The sequence below is a fragment of the Salinicola sp. CR57 genome (genome assembly GCF_003206585.1).
In the GTDB taxonomy this organism is placed as follows: Bacteria; Pseudomonadota; Gammaproteobacteria; order Pseudomonadales; family Halomonadaceae; genus Salinicola; species Salinicola lusitanus.
Genome location: NZ_PZJL01000011.1, coordinates 345,657 through 364,214, shown reverse-complemented (window position 1 = coordinate 364,214; position 18,558 = coordinate 345,657). Strand labels below are relative to the sequence as shown.

The window sequence follows — 18,558 nt, the reverse complement described above, 5'->3', positions numbered from 1 at the left end:
GTTTGCCGATGCTTCGCTTTCTGATCCCCCTCCTGGCCTTGGTCCTGTTCATGGGTTACACGGTCTTCGCCATCGCAACCAGCGACCAGAGCCTGGGCGCTTTCGCCAGCGAGCTGATGCGCAAGCCGACCACGGCGCTGGTGGTATTCGACGTCTATCTGGCGCTGCTGATGATCGCCACCTGGATGTTCTTCGATGCTCGGCGCCGTGGGCACGGGCTGGGTTATCTGCTGGTGTTCTATGTGATTACCTTCTGCTTCGGCTCGGCCGGGCCGCTGGCCTATCTCACCCTGCGTGGCTGGCGTGACTGGCGCGCCGCGCCGAGGCGCACGTCCTCGTCCTCATAGCGGGGTCTTGCTCGCCTCGCCGGGGAGCTCGCGCACCAGCCGCGGCATCAGAAAGCCGGGCAGACGTTGGCGCAGCGATGCCACCAGCGCCCGCGCGCTGTCGTCGTCGACATCGAAGTGGGCCGCGCCGCTGACCGGATCGAGCACGTGCAGGTAGTAGGGCAGCACACCGGCGGCGAACAGCCGTTCCGACAGCTCGGCCAGGGTATCCACCTGATCGTTGATACCGCGCAGCAGCACACTCTGGTTGAGCAGGGTGACGCCGGCGGCCGCCAGACGTCGGCAGGCGTCGACCACCGCGGCGTCGATCTCCTGGGCGTGGTTGATGTGCAGCACCATCACCTTCTGCAGGCGTGTGCCACCTAGCCAGTCGAGCAGGGCGGCATCGATCCGATCGGGAATCACCACCGGCAGGCGTGAGTGGATGCGCAGGCGCTGGAGGTGGGGGATCGTCTCCAGCCGGGCGACCAGTTCGGCAAGGCGCCGGTCCGGCGAGGCCAGCGGATCGCCGCCGGAGAGGATCACCTCACGAATCGAGGCGTCGCCGCGCAGATAGTCGAGGCTGGCGTCCCACTCGCGCATCGAGGGGGCGTGCTCGGCGTAGGGAAAGTGGCGCCGGAAGCAGTAGCGGCAGTTGATCGCGCAGGTCGGGCTGGCGATCAGCAGCACTCTCCCGGCATATTTGTGGATCAGCCCGGGGCGCGGGGTATGCTCGCGCTCGGCCAGCGGGTCGGCGACGAAGCCGCCGACGGCATCCTGCTCCGCTGCCAGCGGCAGTACCTGACGCAGCAGCGGGTCGTCGGGGTCGGCGTGGCGGATACGCGCCAGGTAGGCTTCGGGCACCCGTACCGGGAACAGCGCGTGACCCGCACTGGCGCCGGGCAGCAGCGCCGGGTCGAGGCCGAGGCGCTGGCACAGCACCCGCGGGTCGCGGATCACCTCGCGCAGCTGGTGCTGCCAAGCCGCGGGAGCGCGCGATTCGGCTTCACGATGCACGGCGATCGGGGTTCGGGTTATCATGCGGACCACCTGAGTTAGAACGCGCCCTGGCAGCGCTGTTACGGAATTCTCGTCGCGGACGCCCCGCGATCGTTCATTAGTGAGGAAACATGGCGAACTATTCTACCAACGAATTCAAGGGCGGCCTGAAAGTCATGCTGGATGGCGACCCGTGTAACATTCTCGAGAACGAATTCGTCAAACCCGGCAAGGGACAGGCGTTCAACCGCGTCAAGCTGCGCAACCTGATCACCGGTCGGGTCTGGGAGCGTACCTTCAAGTCGGGCGAGTCGCTCGAGGGCGCCGATGTCATGGATCTCGACATGGAGTATCTCTACACCGACGGTGACATGTGGCACTTCATGAAGACCGACGGCTCATTCGAGCAGTACGCGGTGGACAAGAAAGCCATCGGCGACGTCGAGAAGTGGCTCAAGGAGCAGGCGGTCTACACCGTCACCCTGTGGAACGACAACGCCATCGCTGTCAGCCCGCCCAACTTCCTCGAGCTCGAAGTGGTCGAGACCGATCCGGGGCTCAAGGGTGACACCGCCCAGGGCGGCTCCAAGCCGGCGACGCTCTCCTCCGGTGCGGTGGTTCGTGTCCCGCTGTTCATCAACCAGGGCGAAGTGCTCAGGATCGATACTCGCAGCGGCGAGTACGTCTCCCGCGCTTGATGCTGGCGTCGTGCCGGCTTCGAAGCCGCGCTGGTGCAGGTCGGGTCTCAGCCAGATTGGCCACGCTTCGGCGTGGCCTTCTGCGTTCTCCCGCCGGCCGCGGCCGGCCGCGGCCGGCGGGGTCGAATTGTCGGCGTGTTCGCGCCGTCTAGCGCTGCGGCGCCATTGGAGGCGAGATGGGCAGACTGACGGGGCGAACCGCCCTGATCACCGGCGCGGCCAGCGGTATCGGCCTGGCCACAGCGCTGCGTTTTGCCGCCGAGGGCGCCAATCTGGCGCTGCTCGACCGCGACCGGGCGGCGCTGACGCGCGCCTGCGAGCGTGTCGAGCAGGAGAGCGGCCGCCGGGTGGTGAGCGTCGAGGCCGATGTCGCCGAGGCTGACAGCGTCACCCGTGCGGTGGCCGAGGCCGCAGCGGCGCTGGGGCCGCTCGAACTGCTGGTCAATGCCGCCGGGGTCAACGTCTTCAGCGATCCGCTGACCACCGACGAGGTGAGCTGGCGGCGGTGCCTGGCGATCAATCTGGAGGGGGCCTGGCATGTGATCCAGGCGCTGCTCCCGGAGATGCTGGCACGCGGCTATGGCCACGTGGTCAATATCGCCTCGGTGCACGGTCACAAGATCATTCCCGGTGCCTTTCCCTACCCGGTGGCCAAGCATGGCCTGATCGGGCTGACCCGCGCACTCGGCATCGAGTACGCCGCCCGCGGGCTGCGCTTCAACTCGATCTCGCCGGGGCTGATCCGTACCCCCTCGGCCCAGGCGTGGCTGGATGGCCTCGACGACACCGAGCGCCAGCGCCAGATTGCGCTGCTGCCGTGCCAGCGCATCGGCGAGGCGGAGGAGGTGGCCAACACCGCCCTGTTCCTGGCCAGCGACGAGGCGCGTTTCATCAATGCCACCGATATCCTGATCGACGGTGGCCGCAGCCAGGTCTATCACACGTGACGATGACGCCCAGCCCAGACGACTGGCAGCCCTCGGCGACGATCGAGACGCTGCGCCAGCGGGCGCGGCTGCTGGCGGCGGTGCGTGCTTTCTTCGCCGCCCGCGACGTGCTTGAGGTGGAGACCCCGATTCTCGGCCACGCCGGGAGTACCGACCCGCACCTCGATTCGCTCTCGCTGCGCGCGACCACCCCTGCCGGACGCGAGACGCTGTGGCTGCAGACCTCGCCGGAGTTCCATATGAAGCGGCTGCTGGCGGCGGGCAGCGGCCCGATCTTCCAGCTCGCCCGCAGCTTCCGCGATGGCGAAGTGGGGCGGCGTCACAATATCGAGTTCACCATGCTCGAGTGGTACCGCCCCGGCTTCTCGCTGGCGGCGCTGATCGACGAGTGCGAGGCGCTGATCCGTACGCTGATACCGGCGCCCGGCCCGGCACGGCGGCGACGCTATCGCGAGCTGTTTCGCGAGGCGCTGGCGCTCGACCCCTTCACCACGCCTCTGGCCGAGCTGCAGCGGGTGGCGGGCGAGCGCGGCGGACTCGACATGGCCGACAGCGATCGCGATGGCTGTCTCGACCTGCTGATGAGCCTGGTCATCGAGCCGACGCTGGGGCAGGACGGCATCGACGTGGTGGTCGACTATCCCGCCAGCCAGGCGGCGCTGGCGCGCAAGCGGGTCGACGAGGAGGGCGACGAGGTGGCGTCTCGCTTCGAGATCTATCTGCAGGGCCTCGAACTCGCCAACGGCTATGACGAGCTGACCGACGCCCGGGAGCAGGCCGCCCGCTTCGAGGATGACAATCGCCAACGCGCGGCGCTTGCCAAGTCGGCTGTCGCCGTCGACCGTCGTCTCGTCGCCGCCCTGGCGCACGGCATGCCCGCGGGCAGTGGGGTGGCGCTGGGGATCGACCGCCTGATCCAGCTGGCGCTGGGCAAGGACTCCCTGGCCCAGGTCATGGCGTTCCCGACGCCGCGCTGCTGACCGGCCATGGCGCTGCTACCACGCCACCCGCCGTCTTTCACCGAAGGGCCATAGCGTCACGATCTCGCCGAGCAGTTGCTTGGCGGCCGGCGACAGCGGCCGCTGACGGCGCACGATGACATGGGATTCGGCTTCCCGGAACACCGGGTGATCGACCTCCAGCGCCACCAGTTGGCCGCGCCGCAGTTCGTGCAGCAGCGCCACACTGCCGATGAAGGTGACGCCGTTGCCGGAGCTGACGTACTGCTTCAGCGTCGCCAGCGAGTTGCTGACCAGGCTGGCATGGAAATGGCGCTTGCTCAGGACTTCCACGGCGTCGATCAGCTGGCGAATGCCGTAGCCGTGACCCACCAGGCCCAGGGGCCATTCGAGAATGGCATCCAGCGCAAGCGGCTGGGGCAACCGGGTGAGCGGATGCTCGGGGTGGACGATGGCGCAGAGCGGCTGGCGGACGGCGGCCACCGATTCGATGCCGGCAATCAACCGGGGGGCATAGGCAACGCCGATATGCGCCTGGCCCTCGTAGACCTGGCGAACCACGTCGTTGACGCTGGCCAGGGTCATCTCGATCGTCAACTGCGGATGGCGGGCGCAGAAGTCGTTCATCACCCCGCTCATCAGCCGATCGCTGTACCCCTCGCTGATCGACAGGCTGATATGGCCGCGCTGCAGGCCGTCCAGTTCGGCCAGCTGTCCGAACACCGTCTGCTCGGCGACATCCCGTTCGCGATAGAAGTCGAGCAGGATGTCACCGGCCTCGGTGGCCCGAACACCGCGGCCATGGCGTTCGACCAGGATCAGGCCGAGCGCCTGCTCGAGCTGCCGAATCTGTCGGCTGATGACGGAGGGTTCCACATCCAGTCGGTCGGACGCGGTGCGGATCGAGCCGGCCTCGAGCGCCTGCGATAGGTAGTAGAGCCAGCGGCTGTTCAGGTGAGTCGGGAACTTGTCGTTGTCATGTGCCACGGGGAGATTCCACAGGGATGGAATCACGAAGCATGCTTCGAGTGTTGCTTTTCAGGCAACACTGACCTGTCGACGAAAGTATTGTTTTCCTCCCGGCGGGATCTACTCTCGGTAAGAGCGACAGGTGCCGGGCGGCCATGAAGGAAGCACTGCATGAATGCCTGCGCGAGCGAATCGCTGCGTTACGGGGTACTGGGGGGCCAGTCCGATCGACCCGCGCCTGACCCCAGTTCCATGCGTCTTGCGACTCATTCCGCGCGCCGATGGCTTCAGCGCTTCCTGAATCCATAACAACAGCCTCCGTCCCTATCGCCAAAGACCATCATAAGATCGATAACGAGGTCCCTCATGACGACTCCTTTCTCGCGTCGTTTTTCCGCTGTGCGTCGCCGCCTGTTGGGTGGCATGACGATGGTGGCGCTGCTCTCCACGTGTGGTGCGATCTCGTCGCTGGCCGCTGCGCCGGCGGAAGCGAACACGATTCGCGCGGTCATGCACTCCGGGCTGCGCGTGCTCGATCCCATCACCACCACGGCCCATATCACCCGCGATCATGGCTACATGATCTGGGACACGCTGCTGGGCATGGACGACAAGTTCCAGCCACAGCCACAGATGGCCGACTGGGCAGTCTCCGATGACGGCATGACCTACACCTTTACCCTGCGCGACGGGTTGACCTGGCACGACGGCGGCCAGGTGACCGCCAAGGATGTGGTGGCGTCGTTCAAGCGCTGGGCCGCCCGCGATGGTGGTGGCCAGATGTTGATGGATCACGTCGCGAGTGTCGAGGCGACGGATCCCGCGACGGTGACGCTGACACTGTCGTCGCCGTTCGCTTACGTGCTCGAACTGATGGCGAAGCCCTCGTCGGTGCCGCTGTTCGTGATGCCGGAGCGTATCGCGAGCAAGTCTCCCGACGAGACGCTGACGGTGGAGGATCAGATCGGCTCCGGGCCGTTCACGTTCGTTGCCGACGAGTATGACCCCGGCAACCGCGTCGTCTACGAGAAATTCGCGGAGTACGTGCCCCGCGACGAGGCGGCCAGCTGGACTGCCGGCGGCAAGGTCGTCAACGTCGATCGTGTCGAGTGGATCAACATGAGCGACGCCCAGACGGCGCTCAACGCGCTCAATTCGGGGGAGATCGATTTCCTCGAGTCGCCCTCCGTCGATCTGCTGCCGGTGCTCCAGGCCAATCCCGAGCTGACGGTCGAGAAGCTCAATGAGCTGGGCAGCCAGACCATCGGGCGCTTCAATTTTCTCTATCCTCCGTTCGACAACCCCGAGATTCGCCGCGCCGCGCTGACGGCGATGAACCAGACCGACGTGCTGGCATCCCTGATCGGCAATCCCGAGTTCTACACCACCTGTGACTCGATGTACGGCTGCCAGACGCCGCTCGCCACCGACGCCGGTGCGCCGGAGACGCTGGCGACCGGCGGCGGGACGGAGGCGGCGAAGCAGATGCTGGCAGACGCTGGCTACGATGGCACGCCCGTCGTCATGATGCAGCCGACCGACGCGCCGACGGTCAGCCCGCAGCCGGTGATCGCCGCCCAGTTGTTGCGCCAGGCCGGCTTCACGGTCGATCTGCAGCCGATGGACTGGCAGACACTGGTCACCCGTCGTGCCAGCCAGCAACCTCCTTCGGCCGGCGGCTGGAACATGTTCTTCACCAACTGGTACATCCCGGAAGTGTGGAATCCGCTGGTCAACCCGATGCTCAATGGCCGCGGCAAGGATGGCGGCTGGTTCGGCTGGCCGGACGACCCCGAGCTCGAATCGATGCGCAACCAGTTCGCCCAGGCCGAAAGCGATGCCGACCGCAAGGCGATCGCCGAGCGTATTCAGCGTCACGCCTTCGAACAGGTGACCTATATCCCGCTGGGCGAATACTCGATTCCGGCGGCCTGGAACAAGGCGCTCTCCGGCATTCTGCACTCACCGGTGCCGGTGTTCTGGAACATCACCAAGTCCGAGTAACGGGCGCCGGAGCGCGATCGACATCGCGCTCCGGGCCTGCGACGAACTGCAACGGAGTACGTTCATGTTCAGCTACTGTCTGCGTCGAACGCTGGCGGCAGTGCCGGTCATGGTGATGGTGGCGCTGTTCGTCTTTCTGCTGCTCCGGCTCTCGCCGGGCGACCCCGCGGCGATCATCGCCGGTGACATGGCCACCCCGGCGCAACTGGATCGGATCCGCGAGACCCTGGGGCTGAACCAGCCGATCTATCTGCAATTCTTCCACTGGGCCGGGGAGCTGCTGCGGGGCGATTTCGGCACCTCCCTGATGTCCAACCTGCCGGTGACACAGCTGATGGCCCAGCGCCTGGAACCCACCGTCAGCCTGGCCCTGCTCAGCATCGTGCTTTCGGTGGTGGTGGCGGTGCCGATGGGCGTCATCGCAGCCTGGAAGCACGGCAGCCTGATCGACAACGCGGTGATGTCGGTCTCGGTGCTGGGCTTTTCGGTGCCGGTGTTCGTGATCGGCTACCTCCTGATCAAGATTTTCGCCATCGATCTCGGCTGGCTGCCGGTTCAGGGCTTCAAGCGGATCTCCGAGGCGGGGTTCGGGCCCTTCATCAGACACGCCATTCTGCCGGCACTGATGCTGTCAACGATCTATATCGCGCTGATCGCGCGGATGACCCGGGCCAGCATGCTGGACGTGCTGGGGGAGGATTTCGTGCGGACCGCGCACGCCAAGGGCGCCAGCGAGAGACGGGTGCTGTTCAAGCATGCGTTGCGCAACGCCGGCGTGCCGATTCTCGAAGTGATCGGTACCGGCTTCGCCTTGATGATCACCGGGGTGGTCGTCACCGAGAGCGTGTTCAACATCCCGGGGCTCGGCCGGCTGACGGTGGATGCGATCCTCTCGCGTGACTATCCGGTGATCCAGGGGCTGATTCTGGTGACCAGCGGCGTCTACGTGCTGATCAATCTGGCCATCGATCTCTCCTATGCGCTGCTCGACCCGAGGATCCGTTACCAATGAGCCTGTCACCCCCTCACGCCGCCTCCGATGTCGCCGGCGCCCCGGTGCCGCGACGGCTACGCTTCTGGCCGCGCCGGCGCCCCGGTTGGACGGTGATGATCGCCGGCGTCTGCCTGGCCCTGATCGTGATCGTCGCCATCCTGGCGCCATGGCTCGCTCCCCACGATCCGCTCGAGATGTCTCCGGCGAATCGCCTCAAGCCCCCCGGTGCGGAGTACTGGCTGGGCAGCGACGCCTATGGCCGCGATCTGCTGTCGCGTGTGCTCTATGGCGCTCGGGTCTCGCTGATCGTGGGTATCGGCAGTGCGCTGATCAGCGTGGTCATCGGCTTGCCGCTAGGCATCCTCGCCGGTTTCTTTCGCGGGCTGGATTCGCTGATCATGCGCGTCATGGACGGCCTGATGGCGATTCCCAGCGTGCTGCTGGCGATCGCCATCGTCTCGCTGATCAGCGCCAACCTGTGGACCGTGATGGCCGCGATCACCATCCCCGAGATTCCCAGGGTGGTGCGCCTGGTGCGCTCGGTGGTGCTCTCCGCGCGGGAGGAACCCTATGTCGAAGCCGCGGTCTCGCTGGGCAGCAGCCTGACCACGGTGATGTGGCGTCACCTGATGCCCAACACGCTGGCCCCGTTGATCGTGATGAGCACCTACATCTGCGCCTCGGCCATCCTGACCGAAGCCATCCTCTCCTTTCTCGGGGCCGGCATCGGGACCGAGACCCCGACCTGGGGCAACATCATGTCGGAGGGTCGAACCTACTTCCTGATCAAGCCTTCGTTGATCTTCTGGCCGGGCATCATGCTGTCGATCTGCATCCTGTCGATCAACCTGCTCGGCGATGCCGCGCGTGACCGCCTCGATCCCCGGCTGCAGAAACGAGGAGGTGCGCAATGAGCGATGACGTCACTCACGCCGAGCTCGCCCCGGCGCCGGTGCTGGAGATTCGTGGGCTGAAAGTCACGACGCACGCCTCGCCGGCCAAGCCCATCCTCGAGGGCATCGACTTCTCGATCGCGCCGGGCGAGACGCTCTGCCTGGTGGGCGAGTCGGGCTCCGGCAAGTCGGTGACCTCGCTGGCGGTGATGGGACTGCTGCCCAAGGGAAGCCTCACCGTGACCGGCGGTCGTATCGCGCTGGAGGGGGACGCCCTGCTCGATACCTCCCCAAGGCGACTGCGCGAGCTGCGCGCCAGCCGTATGGCGATGATCTTCCAGGAGCCGATGACCGCCCTCAATCCGTTGATGCGGGTGGGAGAGCAGATCGAGGAGGTGCTGGTCATGCACCGGAAGGGGCTCTCCTCGGCGCAGCGCCGGGAGCGCGTGCTCGAGATGCTCGATCAGGTCCAGCTGCCGGATATCGAGCGGGTCTACGCCAGCTGGCCGCACCAGCTCTCCGGCGGCCAGCGCCAGCGTATCATGATCGCCATGGCGCTGGTCCTGGAACCCAAGCTGCTGATCGCCGACGAGCCCACGACGGCGCTGGACGTGACCACGCAGAAGCAGATTCTCAAACTGATCAAGCAGTTGCAGGAGCGCCACGGCACGTCGGTGCTGTTCATTACCCATGACATGGGGGTGGTGGCGGACATTGCCGATCGGGTGTGCGTCATGCGTCATGGCGCGGTGGTCGAGACCCAGCCGATCGCGGCGCTGCTGCGGCGGCCGCAGACCGACTATACCCGCCAGTTGCTGACGGCGGTGCCGAGCCTGCGGCCTCGGGCGGCGCGGGAGGTGACCGACCGCGAGGTCGTGCTGGAGGCGATCGAGCTCGAAAAGCGCTATGGGCAGACCTCTCGATGGGCCCGGCTCAGCGGCAGGGCCTCCGCCCAGACGCTGGCGGCGAGCGAGGTCAATTTCGCGCTGACCCGGGGGCGCACCCTGGGCATCGTCGGCGAGAGCGGTTCCGGAAAATCGACCGTGGCGCGCTGCGTGATGCGGATGATCGAGCCGACCGCGGGTGGCGTGCGGGTCATGGGCAAGGATATCGCCAGCCTCGGCAGAGCCGCGCTGAGGCCGCACCGCAAACGGATCCAGATGATCTTCCAGGATCCGTTCCGATCACTGAACCCGCGGCTGACCATCGGTGCCAGCCTGATCGAAGGGCCGGTCAACTATGGCACGCCGCGCGGGGAGGCGCTGGCGCGCGCTGCCGAGCTGCTGGCGCTGGTGGGATTGCCGAAAGACGCGCTGGCGCGCTATCCCCATCAGTTCTCCGGCGGTCAGCGCCAGCGTATCGCCATCGCCCGCGCCTTGGCGATGGAGCCGGACGTGCTGGTCGCCGACGAAGCGGTGTCGGCGCTGGATGTCTCGGTCCAGGCCCAGGTGCTCGCGCTGCTCGATGACATTCAGCGCCGGCTCGGCGTGGCGGTGCTGTTCATCACTCACGATCTGCGCGTCGCTGCCCAGATCTGCGACGAGGTGATGGTGATGCAGCAGGGCGTGGTCGTGGAGTACGGCCCGGCGAGCCGCGTGCTGGGTGCGCCGGAGCACCCCTACACCCGCTCGCTGATGCTGGCCGCACCCGGACGGCACTGGGACTTTTCGCAGTTTCGGCCGCTAGAGCACGTCCTCGAGGAGGCCCCGACCTCCGCGTCGGACGCTGTCGTCCACCCATGAAGGGCCGGGATCACTCGGTCGAACCGCCTCTTTTTCACGCTCTCTCGGACTCAAGGACCGCGTCATGTCACAGCCTCGGATTGCCGTCGGTGGCTTTCTCCACGAAACCAACACCTTTGCGCCCAGCCCGGCGACCTACGAGGATTTCCGGCGGGGGGGCGGAGCCCCGCCGCTGAGCGAGGGCGCTGCGCTGTTCGATGCGGTGGCGGCGAGCAACATTGGCCTGTGCGGCTTCCTGGGGGCTCCCGAAGCCCGGGCATGGACCCTGGTACCGACCCTCTGGACCGCGGCGAGCCCATCGGCGCACGTCACCCATGAGGCCTTCGAGCGTATCACCGAGCGCCTCCTGGACGGCATCCGCGCTGCGGCACCGCTCGACGGGGTCTATCTCGATCTCCACGGCGCGATGGTCACCCAGCAGTTCGATGATGGCGAAGGCGAGTTGCTGCGCCGGGTGCGGGCCCTGGTGGGGGACGCGGTCCCGATCGTCGTCTCGCTGGACTTGCATGGCAACGTGACGCCGACGATGGTCGAGCAGGCCGACATGCTGATCGCTTATCGGACCTATCCCCACGTCGACATGGCGGAGACCGGCGCCCGCTGTGCCACCGCGCTGGCCAGGCTGCTGGCCAGTGACCAGCGACCGGCCAAGGCATTTCGCCAGCTCGACTTTCTGATGCCGATCGCTTGGCAGTGCACGGCGGAAGAGCCGTGCCGCTCGCTCTACGCCGAAGTCGCGGCGATGGAGCGCGACACGCTGCCCGCGGTGTCGTTCTTGACCGGATTCCCGGCGGCGGATTTCGCCGACTGCGGCCCCAGCGTCATCGTCTACGGGGTCGATCAGGTCAGTGCCGATGGCGCCGCCGACGCATTGAGCGCACGAATCGCCGCCCAGGAGCCCGCTTTCGTGGGGCGTGTATTCGATCCCGAGATGGGGGTGCGCGAGGCGATGCGCTTGGCGACAGGCGCCACCAGGCCCGTGGTGATCGCCGATACCCAGGACAACCCGGGCGCCGGTGGCAACTCCGACACCATGGGCATGCTCAAGGCGCTGATCGGCTGCCGGGTAACCCGAGCGGCGCTCGGCAATGTGTTCGATCCGGCGGCGGCGCAGGTTGCCCATGAAGCGGGTGTCGGCGCGGTGGTCCGGGTGGCGCTCGGCGGCCACTCCGGGGTGCCGGGAGACGCTCCGCTGGAGGCGGCATTCACGGTCGAGGCGCTCTCCGACGGTCAGTTCGTGGCCCCGGGCCCCTACTATGGTGGCGGCCGCCTCGACATGGGGCCGTCAGCGTGTCTGCGCATCGACGGCATACGCATCGTGGTGGTCAGCCGCAAGGCGCAGATGGCCGACCTGGCGATGTACCGTTCGGTGGGCATCGAACCGCTCGAACAGGCCATTCTGGTCAACAAGAGTTCGGTCCATTTCCGTGCCGACTTCGCCCCGATCGCGGAGACCATTCTGGTCTGCGCCGCGCCCGGACCGATGGCCGTCGACCCGGCCGATCTGCCGTGGCGACGCCTGCGCCCCGGCATCCGGACATCGCCTCTCGGCAGGCCCTTCGTCCCTGCCGCCGAACCTGCCTGAACCCGACGGTCGCCCAGCTCGACGTTTCCCTTAGGTTTCCCTTGCCCAGGAGTTCCCATGACCACCTTGCCGCGTATCGATGCCTTTACCGATGAACTGATCGCGATTCGCCACGATATCCACGCCCATCCGGAAATCGGCTTCGAGGAGCAGCGCACCGCCGCCATCGTTGCCGCGTATCTGCACGAACTGGGCATCGACGTGCATACCGGCGTGGGCAAGACCGGCGTCGTCGGTCTCATCGATGGCAAGCGGGGTCCGGGGCAGACGCTCGGCCTGCGTGCCGATATGGATGCGCTGCCGATGGACGAGGAGACGGGGCTGGCGTTCGCCTCGAAGCACCCCGGCCGCTTCCACGGCTGCGGTCACGATGGCCACACCACCATGCTGCTGGGCGCGGCGCGCTATCTCGCCGAGACGCGCGATTTCGCCGGCCGGGTGGTGTTGATCTTCCAGCCGGCGGAGGAGGGGCTGGGCGGCGCCCGGACAATGATCGCCGAGGCGCTGTTCGAGCGCTTCCCCTGCGACGAGATCTATGCGCTGCATAACGCCCCGCATCTCGATCATGGCCAGATCCGCGTGATGAGCGGCAAGGCGATGGCCGGTGCCGAGTTCTTCGACATCGTCATCCGCGGCCGGGGAAGCCATGGCGCGCAGCCCAACCACGCCCGCGACCCGATCGTGGTCGCGACGCAGCTCTCCCAGGCCATGCAGAGCATCGTCAGCCGCAACACCAATCCCCTGGACGCGGCGGTGGTGTCGATCACCCAGCTGCATTCCGGCTCCGCCTACAACGTGATTCCGCAGTCGGCCACGCTCTCCGGCACCATTCGCACCTTCGACGACGACGTCGCCGCGCTGATCCATCAACGCATCCGGGTGCTGGCAGCCGGCCTGGCCAGCGCCTACGGCGTCGAGATCGAGGTCGATATCCGCAATATCTTCTCGGTACTGGAGAATCATCCGAGCCAGACCGAGGCCCTGGCGGCCGCGGCCCGGGAGATCGTCGGCGATGCCAACGTCGCCGATCTCGGTCGTCCGGTGATGGGCAGCGAGGATTTCGCCGACATGCTGAAGAGGGTACCGGGCTCCTACTGCTGGGTTGGCCATGCCGGCGATGTCCCGGTGCACAATCCGGCGTTCGTGCTCGACGACGGGATTCTGCCGATCGGGGCCAGCCTGCTGGCGCGGGTCGCCGAACGTCGTCTTAACGAACTGGCGGCGGCGAGCACTGCCCGGGCGGTGAACGCATGAGCCTCGCCGCCACTCTGGAGTTCGATCTCGATGAGATGCTGGCCGGACTGCAGCGCTGGGTCGAGTGCGAGAGTCCGACCTTCGACAGTGCTGCCGTCAATCGCATGATGACGCTGGCCGCGAACGATCTCGTGGCGATGGGGGCGAGCGTCGAACGCGTAGCCGGCCCTGCGGGGCTGGGCGACTGCGTCAAGGCGAGCTTCCCGCACCCGCGTCAGGCCGAAGGTGGCATCCTGATCATGGCGCATCTGGACACCGTCCATCCGGTCGGCACGCTGGCGATGTTGCCGTTTCGGCGTGAGGGGGGACGCTGTTATGGGCCCGGCATCTGCGACATGAAGGGCGGCACCTATGCGGCGCTGTGCGCGGTGGCCGCACTCCGGCAGGCGCGGGTCGATACGGCGCTGCCGATTCATGTGCTGCTGACCTGCGACGAAGAGATCGGCAGCCCCGGCACCCGCGAGCTGATCGAGCGGGAAGCGGCAAGGCATCGCTATATCCTGGTTCCGGAACCGGCGCGCGCGGGCAATGGCGTGGTTACCGGGCGCTATGCGATCGCCCGTTTCGAGCTGCTCGCTCACGGTCGGCCTAGCCACGCCGGCGCGGCGCTGGCCGATGGCCATTCCGCGATTCGCGAGATGGTTGCACGAATTCCCGAGATCGAGTCGATGACCGACGATGACTGCACCTTCAGCGTCGGCGTGGTGCAGGGCGGCCAGTGGGTCAACTGCGTGTCGACGAGCTGTCGTGGCGAGGCGTTGAGCATGGCCAAGCGTCAAGCCGACCTGAATCGCGGTATCGAACGCATGCTGGCGTTCAACCAGCGCGATGCCGATGGCCTCGGCTTCGAGGTCGAGCTCGGCGTGGTCCGGCCGGTGTGGGAAGCGGGCGAGGCGACGCTATCGCTCTACGCCCAGGCCAAGGCGATTGCCGACGAGCTGCAAGTGCCGCTCCCACACGCCAGCAGCGGCGGCGGCTCCGACGGCAATTTCACCGGTGCCATGGGGCTGGCGACGCTCGACGGACTGGGCGTTCGCGGCGCGGGCGTCCACACCCTGGCCGAACATATCGAGGTCGACAGCCTGGTCGAGCGGTCGAGACTGATGGCCGGGTTGATGGCCGCGCTACGCTGATCGCGAGGGGGCGGGGCCGCTCGGTCTAGTCGTCGATACGCCCGCGCAGGCGTTTCTTCTGGCCGTGTTTCGTCTTCTGATCGACGCGCTTGCGTTTGGCGCTGCGGCTCGGTTTGGTGGCCTGCCGTGGCTTCTCGCCATAGAGCACGGGTTTGATCAGCTGCTTCAGCCGGACGAGGGCCGCCTCCCGGTTGAGTTCCTGGGTGCGATGCTCCTGCGACTTGATTACGACGATGCCGTCGCGGGTGATGCGTTTGTCACTCAGGGCCAGCAGCTTTTCCTTGAACCCGGGATGCAGACTGGAGGCGCGGATGTCGAAGCGCAGGTGGATCGCCGAGGAGACCTTGTTGACGTTCTGGCCGCCGGCGCCCTGGGCGCGTACGGCGATGAGCTCGATCTCGTTGTCGGGAATCGAGACGTTGCGGGAGATTTCCAGTGGCATCGGCTGCTCCCTGAGTGTTCGAAAATGAAGGGAATGCCTCGCTCAGTCGACGCGATAGACACGCCAGCCGTCGGGGCAGGGCCTATCCTGCCACAGGCTGAGCATGGCGTCGCTGGCCGGAAACAGCGGCGTGGGGAGCTCATCTTGCGGAAACCATGCCCAGCGGGCGAAGACATCCGGTTCGTTCACTTGCGGTTCGGCGGTTTCGTCGCCGAGTGAAATCAGCGCCGCGCCGGTGATCGCGGTGCGGTCGCTGCCCAGCTGTTGCAGGAAGGCGAATATCTCGACCGGCTGTCGAGCAATGATGCCAGCCTCCTCGTGCAGTTCCCGCAGTGCCGCAGCCTCGAAGGTCTCCCCGGGTTCGACGTGCCCGCCGGGAAGACACCAGGTGGGTGTCTCTCCGGCCTTGATACGATAGCCGAGCAGCAGGTCGCCGCCGGGGCGGGTGACGATGACGCCGACACCCACGCGGGAAACGGGAGCAGCCATCAGAGCGTTTCCTCCTGCAGTGGCGCTTGCGACAAGGTCGACAGTGCTGCGCTGGCCGCATAGTGGCCGCTGATGAAGGCGGCCACGATGCCCCGGAACAGTCCGCAGGCGTCGCCGACCACCCAGGTCGGTTGCCCGGGCAGGCGTAATTGGTCGTCGACGCCGGGGTACCAGCCGACGCCCTCGAGGGTCGGGCCGATCAGACGTGTCGCCTCATGTTCGATCCGGGGGAAGCTGTCGACGAGCTGGCGCAGCCCCTGCAGCATCGCACACGCCAGGGTGTCGCCGTAGATCCGCCGCATCCGGGCGGTGGTCTCGGCGTCCCCTTCCAGCCATGCCGACAGGGGGATTTCGAAGTAGGCGTCCCGCTCGGCCATGGCGTTCTGTAATGTCGAGATCGCCTCCCGTGCCATCGACTCGTCGAGAATGCGCGTATTGAAGCCGACGTTGGAGCGCGCCGTGGGTGGGCCGTCCGAGTGCCCCGATACCGTCCACAGACCTTGCGTTCGGGTCAGCACGGTTGTGCCGTTGCGACAGGCACAGAAAGTGCGCCATTCGATACCGTCTTCGGCCGTCTGCAGCGTCAGCTTGGGGTCGAGATTGGAGAAAGCCTGGAAGAAGGCCTGCTCGCTGGGCTGGTCGATACGGAACCCGACTTCCAGGCGGCGGAAGACCTTCTCGATGTCGCCCATGTCCAGTGCGCCGAAACGCCCTGTGGCCCAGATCAGTGTCCTGGTGACAAGCGCGCGGGGCGCTGCGTCGAGACCCTCCAGCTGCAGGTGATGGCGCTGCTCGTCGGCGTCGTAGCGGTGGAAGGTCACGCAGGTCCCGGTCAGGATGTCGATATCGACGCCGTTGACCAGGCCGAAAACCATCTCCTCCCGCGCCTGCAGTGGCAGGTAGCGGGAGGGGTAGTCCTTCAGGTTCCAGCGGCCTTCCTCCGGCGTGTAGACGTCGGTCCTGTTCGGGAACGGTGGCGTCTGCATACCATAGGATTCGAGCAGCTCACAGGTCCAGGCGTAGGCGCGATGCAAGGCCTCGCGTTCCGGCAATTGCCATATCCGCGTTGCGGATGGGAAGAACGAGAACTTGCCGTCCGAGTAGAGTCCGGCACCACCCTGGCCTTGGGTCAGATTCGCTTCGTCGTTTCTGTCGCGCCTCGAGATATCCGGACCCCGATCGACGAGAAGTACCCGATGTCCCTGACCGGAGAGCCTTCGGGCGGCGGCCAGTCCGGCGGGGCCGGCTCCGACGATGGTGACGTCATAACTCTCCATCATAACTCTCCATGATGAGGCCTCGAGCAGTGATGCGTGTCGAACGACGATGGGATACCCGTGACAACGGCGGTCGGCGGGATCTAGGTCGCGGCAGGAGTAACAGTTTCTTACTAAAAAATGATACGATACGATGCGTATCTTATATTATCGTATCTGTCAGGAGCTGTTTTTGACAAGGATGTCTTCCATGCCCGTCGTTTCTCCTGCACGCCCAGGTCGGCCGCGCAGCGCCACGGCTTCGACCGAGGTGATGCGAACAGCCATGGAACTGGCGCTGGAAGGAGGAATTCACCATGCCACTGTCGAGCGGATAGTCAGCGTCTCGGGCGTGGCCAAGTCGACCATCTATCGTCGTTGGCCAAATGCGGTTGCCATCGTCATGGATGCCTTTCTGGACGCGGTCGGGCCGAGTATCGCCTACGATGACGAACTGCCTGTCGTTGCCAGCTTCCGTCGCAGCGTGCTGGCGCTGGCCGAGATTCTCAACGGCCCTCATGGGCGCTTGCTGCAGCATCTTCTGGGCGCCGCCCAATCCGACCCCGTGTTGAGCCGTGCCTTCGTCGAACGTTGGATCGGGCCGCGCCGCCAGATGGGTCGACAAGCCATTGTTGGCGCCGTCGAGCGAGGCGAGCTCAGGCCTGAGATCGATCCGGACCTGAGCATGGATCTGATCTACGGTGCCGTCTACTATCGGCTGTCGGTCTCCTTTTCGGAGATCGACCAGGATTTCGTCGAAGCCGTCATCGACCGGGCGCTGGGGCCCTACGTACGGGACCGCCCCGACGCATAGCCGGTGCCAGCCGGTTCACGCTGGCCCTGGCAGTGCGCCCATCGTCTGGCCCATGCTGATCGGACTACCCTCGGGATCGAAGTCGCCGAACGCCGTCTCTCTCCCCAGGCACATCACCACGGTGGAGCCGAGCTTGAAGCGGCCCATCTCCTGGCCTCTCTCGATCACGATGGGTTCATCGAAACGGGTGGTCTGCACCCGACCGCTCAGCGGTGTGACCTGTCCAGCCCAGGTGGTCTCGATGGCGGCCACGATCATCGCGCCAACCAGCACCATGGCCAGCGGCCCATGCTCGGTGTCGAAGAGACAGACCAGTCGTTCATTGCGGGCGAACAGTCCCGGCACATGGTTGGCGGTGGCGCTGTTGACCGAGAACAGCCGTCCCGGCACATAGGTCATCTCGCGCAAGGTCCCGGTCATCGGCATATGTACGCGGTGATAATCCTTGGGCGACAGATAGACCGTGGCGAAGCTGCCCTGGCGGAACGGCGCCGCACGGGCGACATCGCCGCCCAGCAGGGCACTGAGCGAGTAGGTCTGGCCCTTGGCCTGGATCAGGGTGCCATGCTCGATACGCCCGTAGCGTGAGAGCACGCCGTCCGCCGGCGAGAGCAGCCCCTCGCCGAGGGGGCGGGCGTCCGGCTTCAGCGCCCGGGTGAAGAAGTCGTTGAAGCAGGCGTAGGCACTCGGATCCGGCTGCAGGGCCTGACTCATGTCGACGCCGTAGGTATCGATGAAGCGACGAATGAACAGATCCTTGACCCAGGGGATCCGGCTATCGGCGATCCGGCCGATCAGTCGCGAGATCGCGTGGTGGGGGAGCGGGTACTGAATTCTGGCGAAGAGTTCCTGGCGATCCACGATAACGACCCCGATGAAAGAAGAGGGACTGACGGAAGGCGGACAAGGTAGCGAGACTGCCCCGCCGGTGCAACCGAGCTTCGCTCGGAGCTGTCAGTCATAGGCTTGACGCTGGAAGAGAGGTCAAAACCCAAAACCAAAACGGTTTCATTTGACTGGTGTAGGTGGTTCTATCTTGGCTTCCAGCTTCCAG

At 66.1% G+C, this 18,558-nt stretch carries 18 protein-coding genes; 12 read left to right on the top strand and 6 right to left on the bottom strand.

Annotated elements, in window-relative coordinates; all coding sequences use genetic code 11:
- The first annotated feature begins 8 nt into the window (after positions 1-8).
- The gene (locus DOM56_RS17040) at positions 9-347 is read left to right on the top strand and encodes a DUF2834 domain-containing protein (protein ID WP_110600593.1); all 339 of its coding nucleotides are present in this window, start codon (positions 9-11) and stop codon (positions 345-347) included.
- Here the strand turns inward: DOM56_RS17040 and epmB are convergent.
- A complete protein-coding gene (epmB, locus tag DOM56_RS17035) occupies positions 342-1,367 on the bottom strand; it encodes an EF-P beta-lysylation protein EpmB (protein ID WP_110710220.1) in 1,026 nt (341 codons plus the stop codon). The genes DOM56_RS17040 and epmB overlap by 6 nt on opposite strands.
- 89 nt (positions 1,368-1,456) lie before the next feature.
- Here epmB and efp point away from each other — a divergent pair, with 89 nt between their 5' ends.
- The 3 genes from efp (at position 1,457) to epmA (ending at position 3,950) form a co-directional block, all read left to right on the top strand.
- Positions 1,457-2,023: an elongation factor P gene (gene efp / locus DOM56_RS17030; RefSeq protein WP_035469951.1), complete on the top strand. Its 567-nt coding sequence runs from the start codon at positions 1,457-1,459 to the stop codon at positions 2,021-2,023.
- A 176-nt stretch (positions 2,024-2,199) separates the two neighbouring features.
- On the top strand, positions 2,200-2,970 hold the full coding sequence (locus DOM56_RS17025; RefSeq protein WP_110710219.1) for an SDR family oxidoreductase: 771 nt from the start codon (positions 2,200-2,202) through the stop codon (positions 2,968-2,970).
- A 2-nt stretch (positions 2,971-2,972) separates the two neighbouring features.
- Positions 2,973-3,950 (top strand): EF-P lysine aminoacylase EpmA, encoded by a 978-nt coding sequence (epmA, locus tag DOM56_RS17020; RefSeq protein ID WP_110710218.1) that lies wholly within the window; start codon positions 2,973-2,975, stop codon positions 3,948-3,950.
- 15 nt (positions 3,951-3,965) lie between these two features.
- On the opposite strand, the gene DOM56_RS17015 is transcribed toward epmA, so the two are convergent.
- A complete protein-coding gene (locus DOM56_RS17015) occupies positions 3,966-4,916 on the bottom strand; it encodes a LysR family transcriptional regulator (protein ID WP_198655821.1) in 951 nt (316 codons plus the stop codon).
- Between the two features lie 348 nt (positions 4,917-5,264).
- On the opposite strand from DOM56_RS17015, the gene DOM56_RS17010 reads away from it, so the two are divergent.
- From DOM56_RS17010 to DOM56_RS16980, 7 genes are all read left to right on the top strand, one after another.
- Positions 5,265-6,902, top strand: coding sequence for an ABC transporter substrate-binding protein (locus DOM56_RS17010; RefSeq protein WP_198655820.1), 1,638 nt, complete (start codon positions 5,265-5,267; stop codon positions 6,900-6,902).
- 64 nt (positions 6,903-6,966) lie between these two features.
- Positions 6,967-7,914, top strand: a complete 948-nt coding sequence (locus tag DOM56_RS17005) for an ABC transporter permease (protein ID WP_110710216.1) — start codon at positions 6,967-6,969, stop codon at positions 7,912-7,914.
- Positions 7,911-8,810: an ABC transporter permease gene (locus DOM56_RS17000; protein WP_110710215.1), complete on the top strand. Its 900-nt coding sequence runs from the start codon at positions 7,911-7,913 to the stop codon at positions 8,808-8,810. Before DOM56_RS17005 ends, DOM56_RS17000 begins: the two co-directional genes overlap by 4 nt.
- Positions 8,807-10,531, top strand: a complete 1,725-nt coding sequence (locus DOM56_RS16995; RefSeq protein ID WP_110710214.1) for an ABC transporter ATP-binding protein — start codon at positions 8,807-8,809, stop codon at positions 10,529-10,531. Before DOM56_RS17000 ends, DOM56_RS16995 begins: the two co-directional genes overlap by 4 nt.
- Positions 10,532-10,595: 64 nt before the next feature.
- On the top strand, positions 10,596-12,116 hold the full coding sequence (locus tag DOM56_RS16990) for a M81 family metallopeptidase (RefSeq protein ID WP_110710213.1): 1,521 nt from the start codon (positions 10,596-10,598) through the stop codon (positions 12,114-12,116).
- Between the two features lie 57 nt (positions 12,117-12,173).
- Positions 12,174-13,370: a M20 aminoacylase family protein gene (locus tag DOM56_RS16985; RefSeq protein WP_110710212.1), complete on the top strand. Its 1,197-nt coding sequence runs from the start codon at positions 12,174-12,176 to the stop codon at positions 13,368-13,370.
- Positions 13,367-14,503 carry a M20/M25/M40 family metallo-hydrolase gene (locus DOM56_RS16980; protein ID WP_110710211.1) on the top strand — a complete coding sequence of 379 codons (1,137 nt, stop codon included), beginning with the start codon at positions 13,367-13,369 and terminating at the stop codon, positions 14,501-14,503. Before DOM56_RS16985 ends, DOM56_RS16980 begins: the two co-directional genes overlap by 4 nt.
- A gap of 25 nt (positions 14,504-14,528) precedes the next feature.
- Here DOM56_RS16980 and arfB read toward each other — a convergent pair whose 3' ends face one another.
- Genes arfB through DOM56_RS16965 form a run of 3 tightly spaced genes read right to left on the bottom strand, consistent with a single transcriptional unit; the run spans position 14,529 to position 16,711 of the window.
- The gene (gene arfB, locus DOM56_RS16975) at positions 14,529-14,945 is read right to left on the bottom strand and encodes an alternative ribosome rescue aminoacyl-tRNA hydrolase ArfB (protein ID WP_110600612.1); all 417 of its coding nucleotides are present in this window, start codon (positions 14,943-14,945) and stop codon (positions 14,529-14,531) included.
- Between the two features lie 42 nt (positions 14,946-14,987).
- Positions 14,988-15,434 (bottom strand): NUDIX domain-containing protein, encoded by a 447-nt coding sequence (locus DOM56_RS16970; protein WP_110710210.1) that lies wholly within the window; start codon positions 15,432-15,434, stop codon positions 14,988-14,990.
- Complete coding sequence (locus DOM56_RS16965; RefSeq protein WP_157958263.1) at positions 15,434-16,711, bottom strand: FAD-dependent oxidoreductase; 1,278 nt, start codon at positions 16,709-16,711, stop codon at positions 15,434-15,436. Before DOM56_RS16965 ends, DOM56_RS16970 begins: the two co-directional genes overlap by 1 nt.
- 190 nt (positions 16,712-16,901) lie before the next feature.
- Here DOM56_RS16965 and DOM56_RS16960 point away from each other — a divergent pair, with 190 nt between their 5' ends.
- On the top strand, positions 16,902-17,504 hold the full coding sequence (locus DOM56_RS16960) for a TetR/AcrR family transcriptional regulator (RefSeq protein WP_162302620.1): 603 nt from the start codon (positions 16,902-16,904) through the stop codon (positions 17,502-17,504).
- 15 nt (positions 17,505-17,519) lie between these two features.
- Here the strand turns inward: DOM56_RS16960 and asd are convergent, their stop codons facing one another.
- Positions 17,520-18,368: an archaetidylserine decarboxylase gene (gene asd, locus DOM56_RS16955; RefSeq protein ID WP_110710207.1), complete on the bottom strand. Its 849-nt coding sequence runs from the start codon at positions 18,366-18,368 to the stop codon at positions 17,520-17,522.
- Positions 18,369-18,558 lie beyond the last annotated feature (190 nt).

What these genes read in the sequence shown, in the direction of transcription:
- epmA (WP_110710218.1), top strand. Translation starts at nt 2,973, where the DNA reads ATGACGCCCAGCCCAGACGACTGGCAGCCCTCGGCGACGATCGAGACG.
- DOM56_RS17010 (WP_198655820.1), top strand. Translation starts at nt 5,265, where the DNA reads ATGACGACTCCTTTCTCGCGTCGTTTTTCCGCTGTGCGTCGCCGCCTG.
- DOM56_RS17025 (WP_110710219.1), top strand. Translation starts at nt 2,200, where the DNA reads ATGGGCAGACTGACGGGGCGAACCGCCCTGATCACCGGCGCGGCCAGC.
- DOM56_RS17040 (WP_110600593.1), top strand. Translation starts at nt 9, where the DNA reads ATGCTTCGCTTTCTGATCCCCCTCCTGGCCTTGGTCCTGTTCATGGGT.
- DOM56_RS16995 (WP_110710214.1), top strand. Translation starts at nt 8,807, where the DNA reads ATGAGCGATGACGTCACTCACGCCGAGCTCGCCCCGGCGCCGGTGCTG.
- DOM56_RS16965 (WP_157958263.1), bottom strand. Translation starts at nt 16,711, where the DNA reads ATGGAGAGTTATGACGTCACCATCGTCGGAGCCGGCCCCGCCGGACTG.
- efp (WP_035469951.1), top strand. Translation starts at nt 1,457, where the DNA reads ATGGCGAACTATTCTACCAACGAATTCAAGGGCGGCCTGAAAGTCATG.
- DOM56_RS16960 (WP_162302620.1), top strand. Translation starts at nt 16,902, where the DNA reads ATGCCCGTCGTTTCTCCTGCACGCCCAGGTCGGCCGCGCAGCGCCACG.
- DOM56_RS16985 (WP_110710212.1), top strand. Translation starts at nt 12,174, where the DNA reads ATGACCACCTTGCCGCGTATCGATGCCTTTACCGATGAACTGATCGCG.
- DOM56_RS16980 (WP_110710211.1), top strand. Translation starts at nt 13,367, where the DNA reads ATGAGCCTCGCCGCCACTCTGGAGTTCGATCTCGATGAGATGCTGGCC.
- arfB (WP_110600612.1), bottom strand. Translation starts at nt 14,945, where the DNA reads ATGCCACTGGAAATCTCCCGCAACGTCTCGATTCCCGACAACGAGATC.
- DOM56_RS16990 (WP_110710213.1), top strand. Translation starts at nt 10,596, where the DNA reads ATGTCACAGCCTCGGATTGCCGTCGGTGGCTTTCTCCACGAAACCAAC.
- DOM56_RS16970 (WP_110710210.1), bottom strand. Translation starts at nt 15,434, where the DNA reads ATGGCTGCTCCCGTTTCCCGCGTGGGTGTCGGCGTCATCGTCACCCGC.
- DOM56_RS17000 (WP_110710215.1), top strand. Translation starts at nt 7,911, where the DNA reads ATGAGCCTGTCACCCCCTCACGCCGCCTCCGATGTCGCCGGCGCCCCG.
- DOM56_RS17005 (WP_110710216.1), top strand. Translation starts at nt 6,967, where the DNA reads ATGTTCAGCTACTGTCTGCGTCGAACGCTGGCGGCAGTGCCGGTCATG.
- epmB (WP_110710220.1), bottom strand. Translation starts at nt 1,367, where the DNA reads ATGATAACCCGAACCCCGATCGCCGTGCATCGTGAAGCCGAATCGCGC.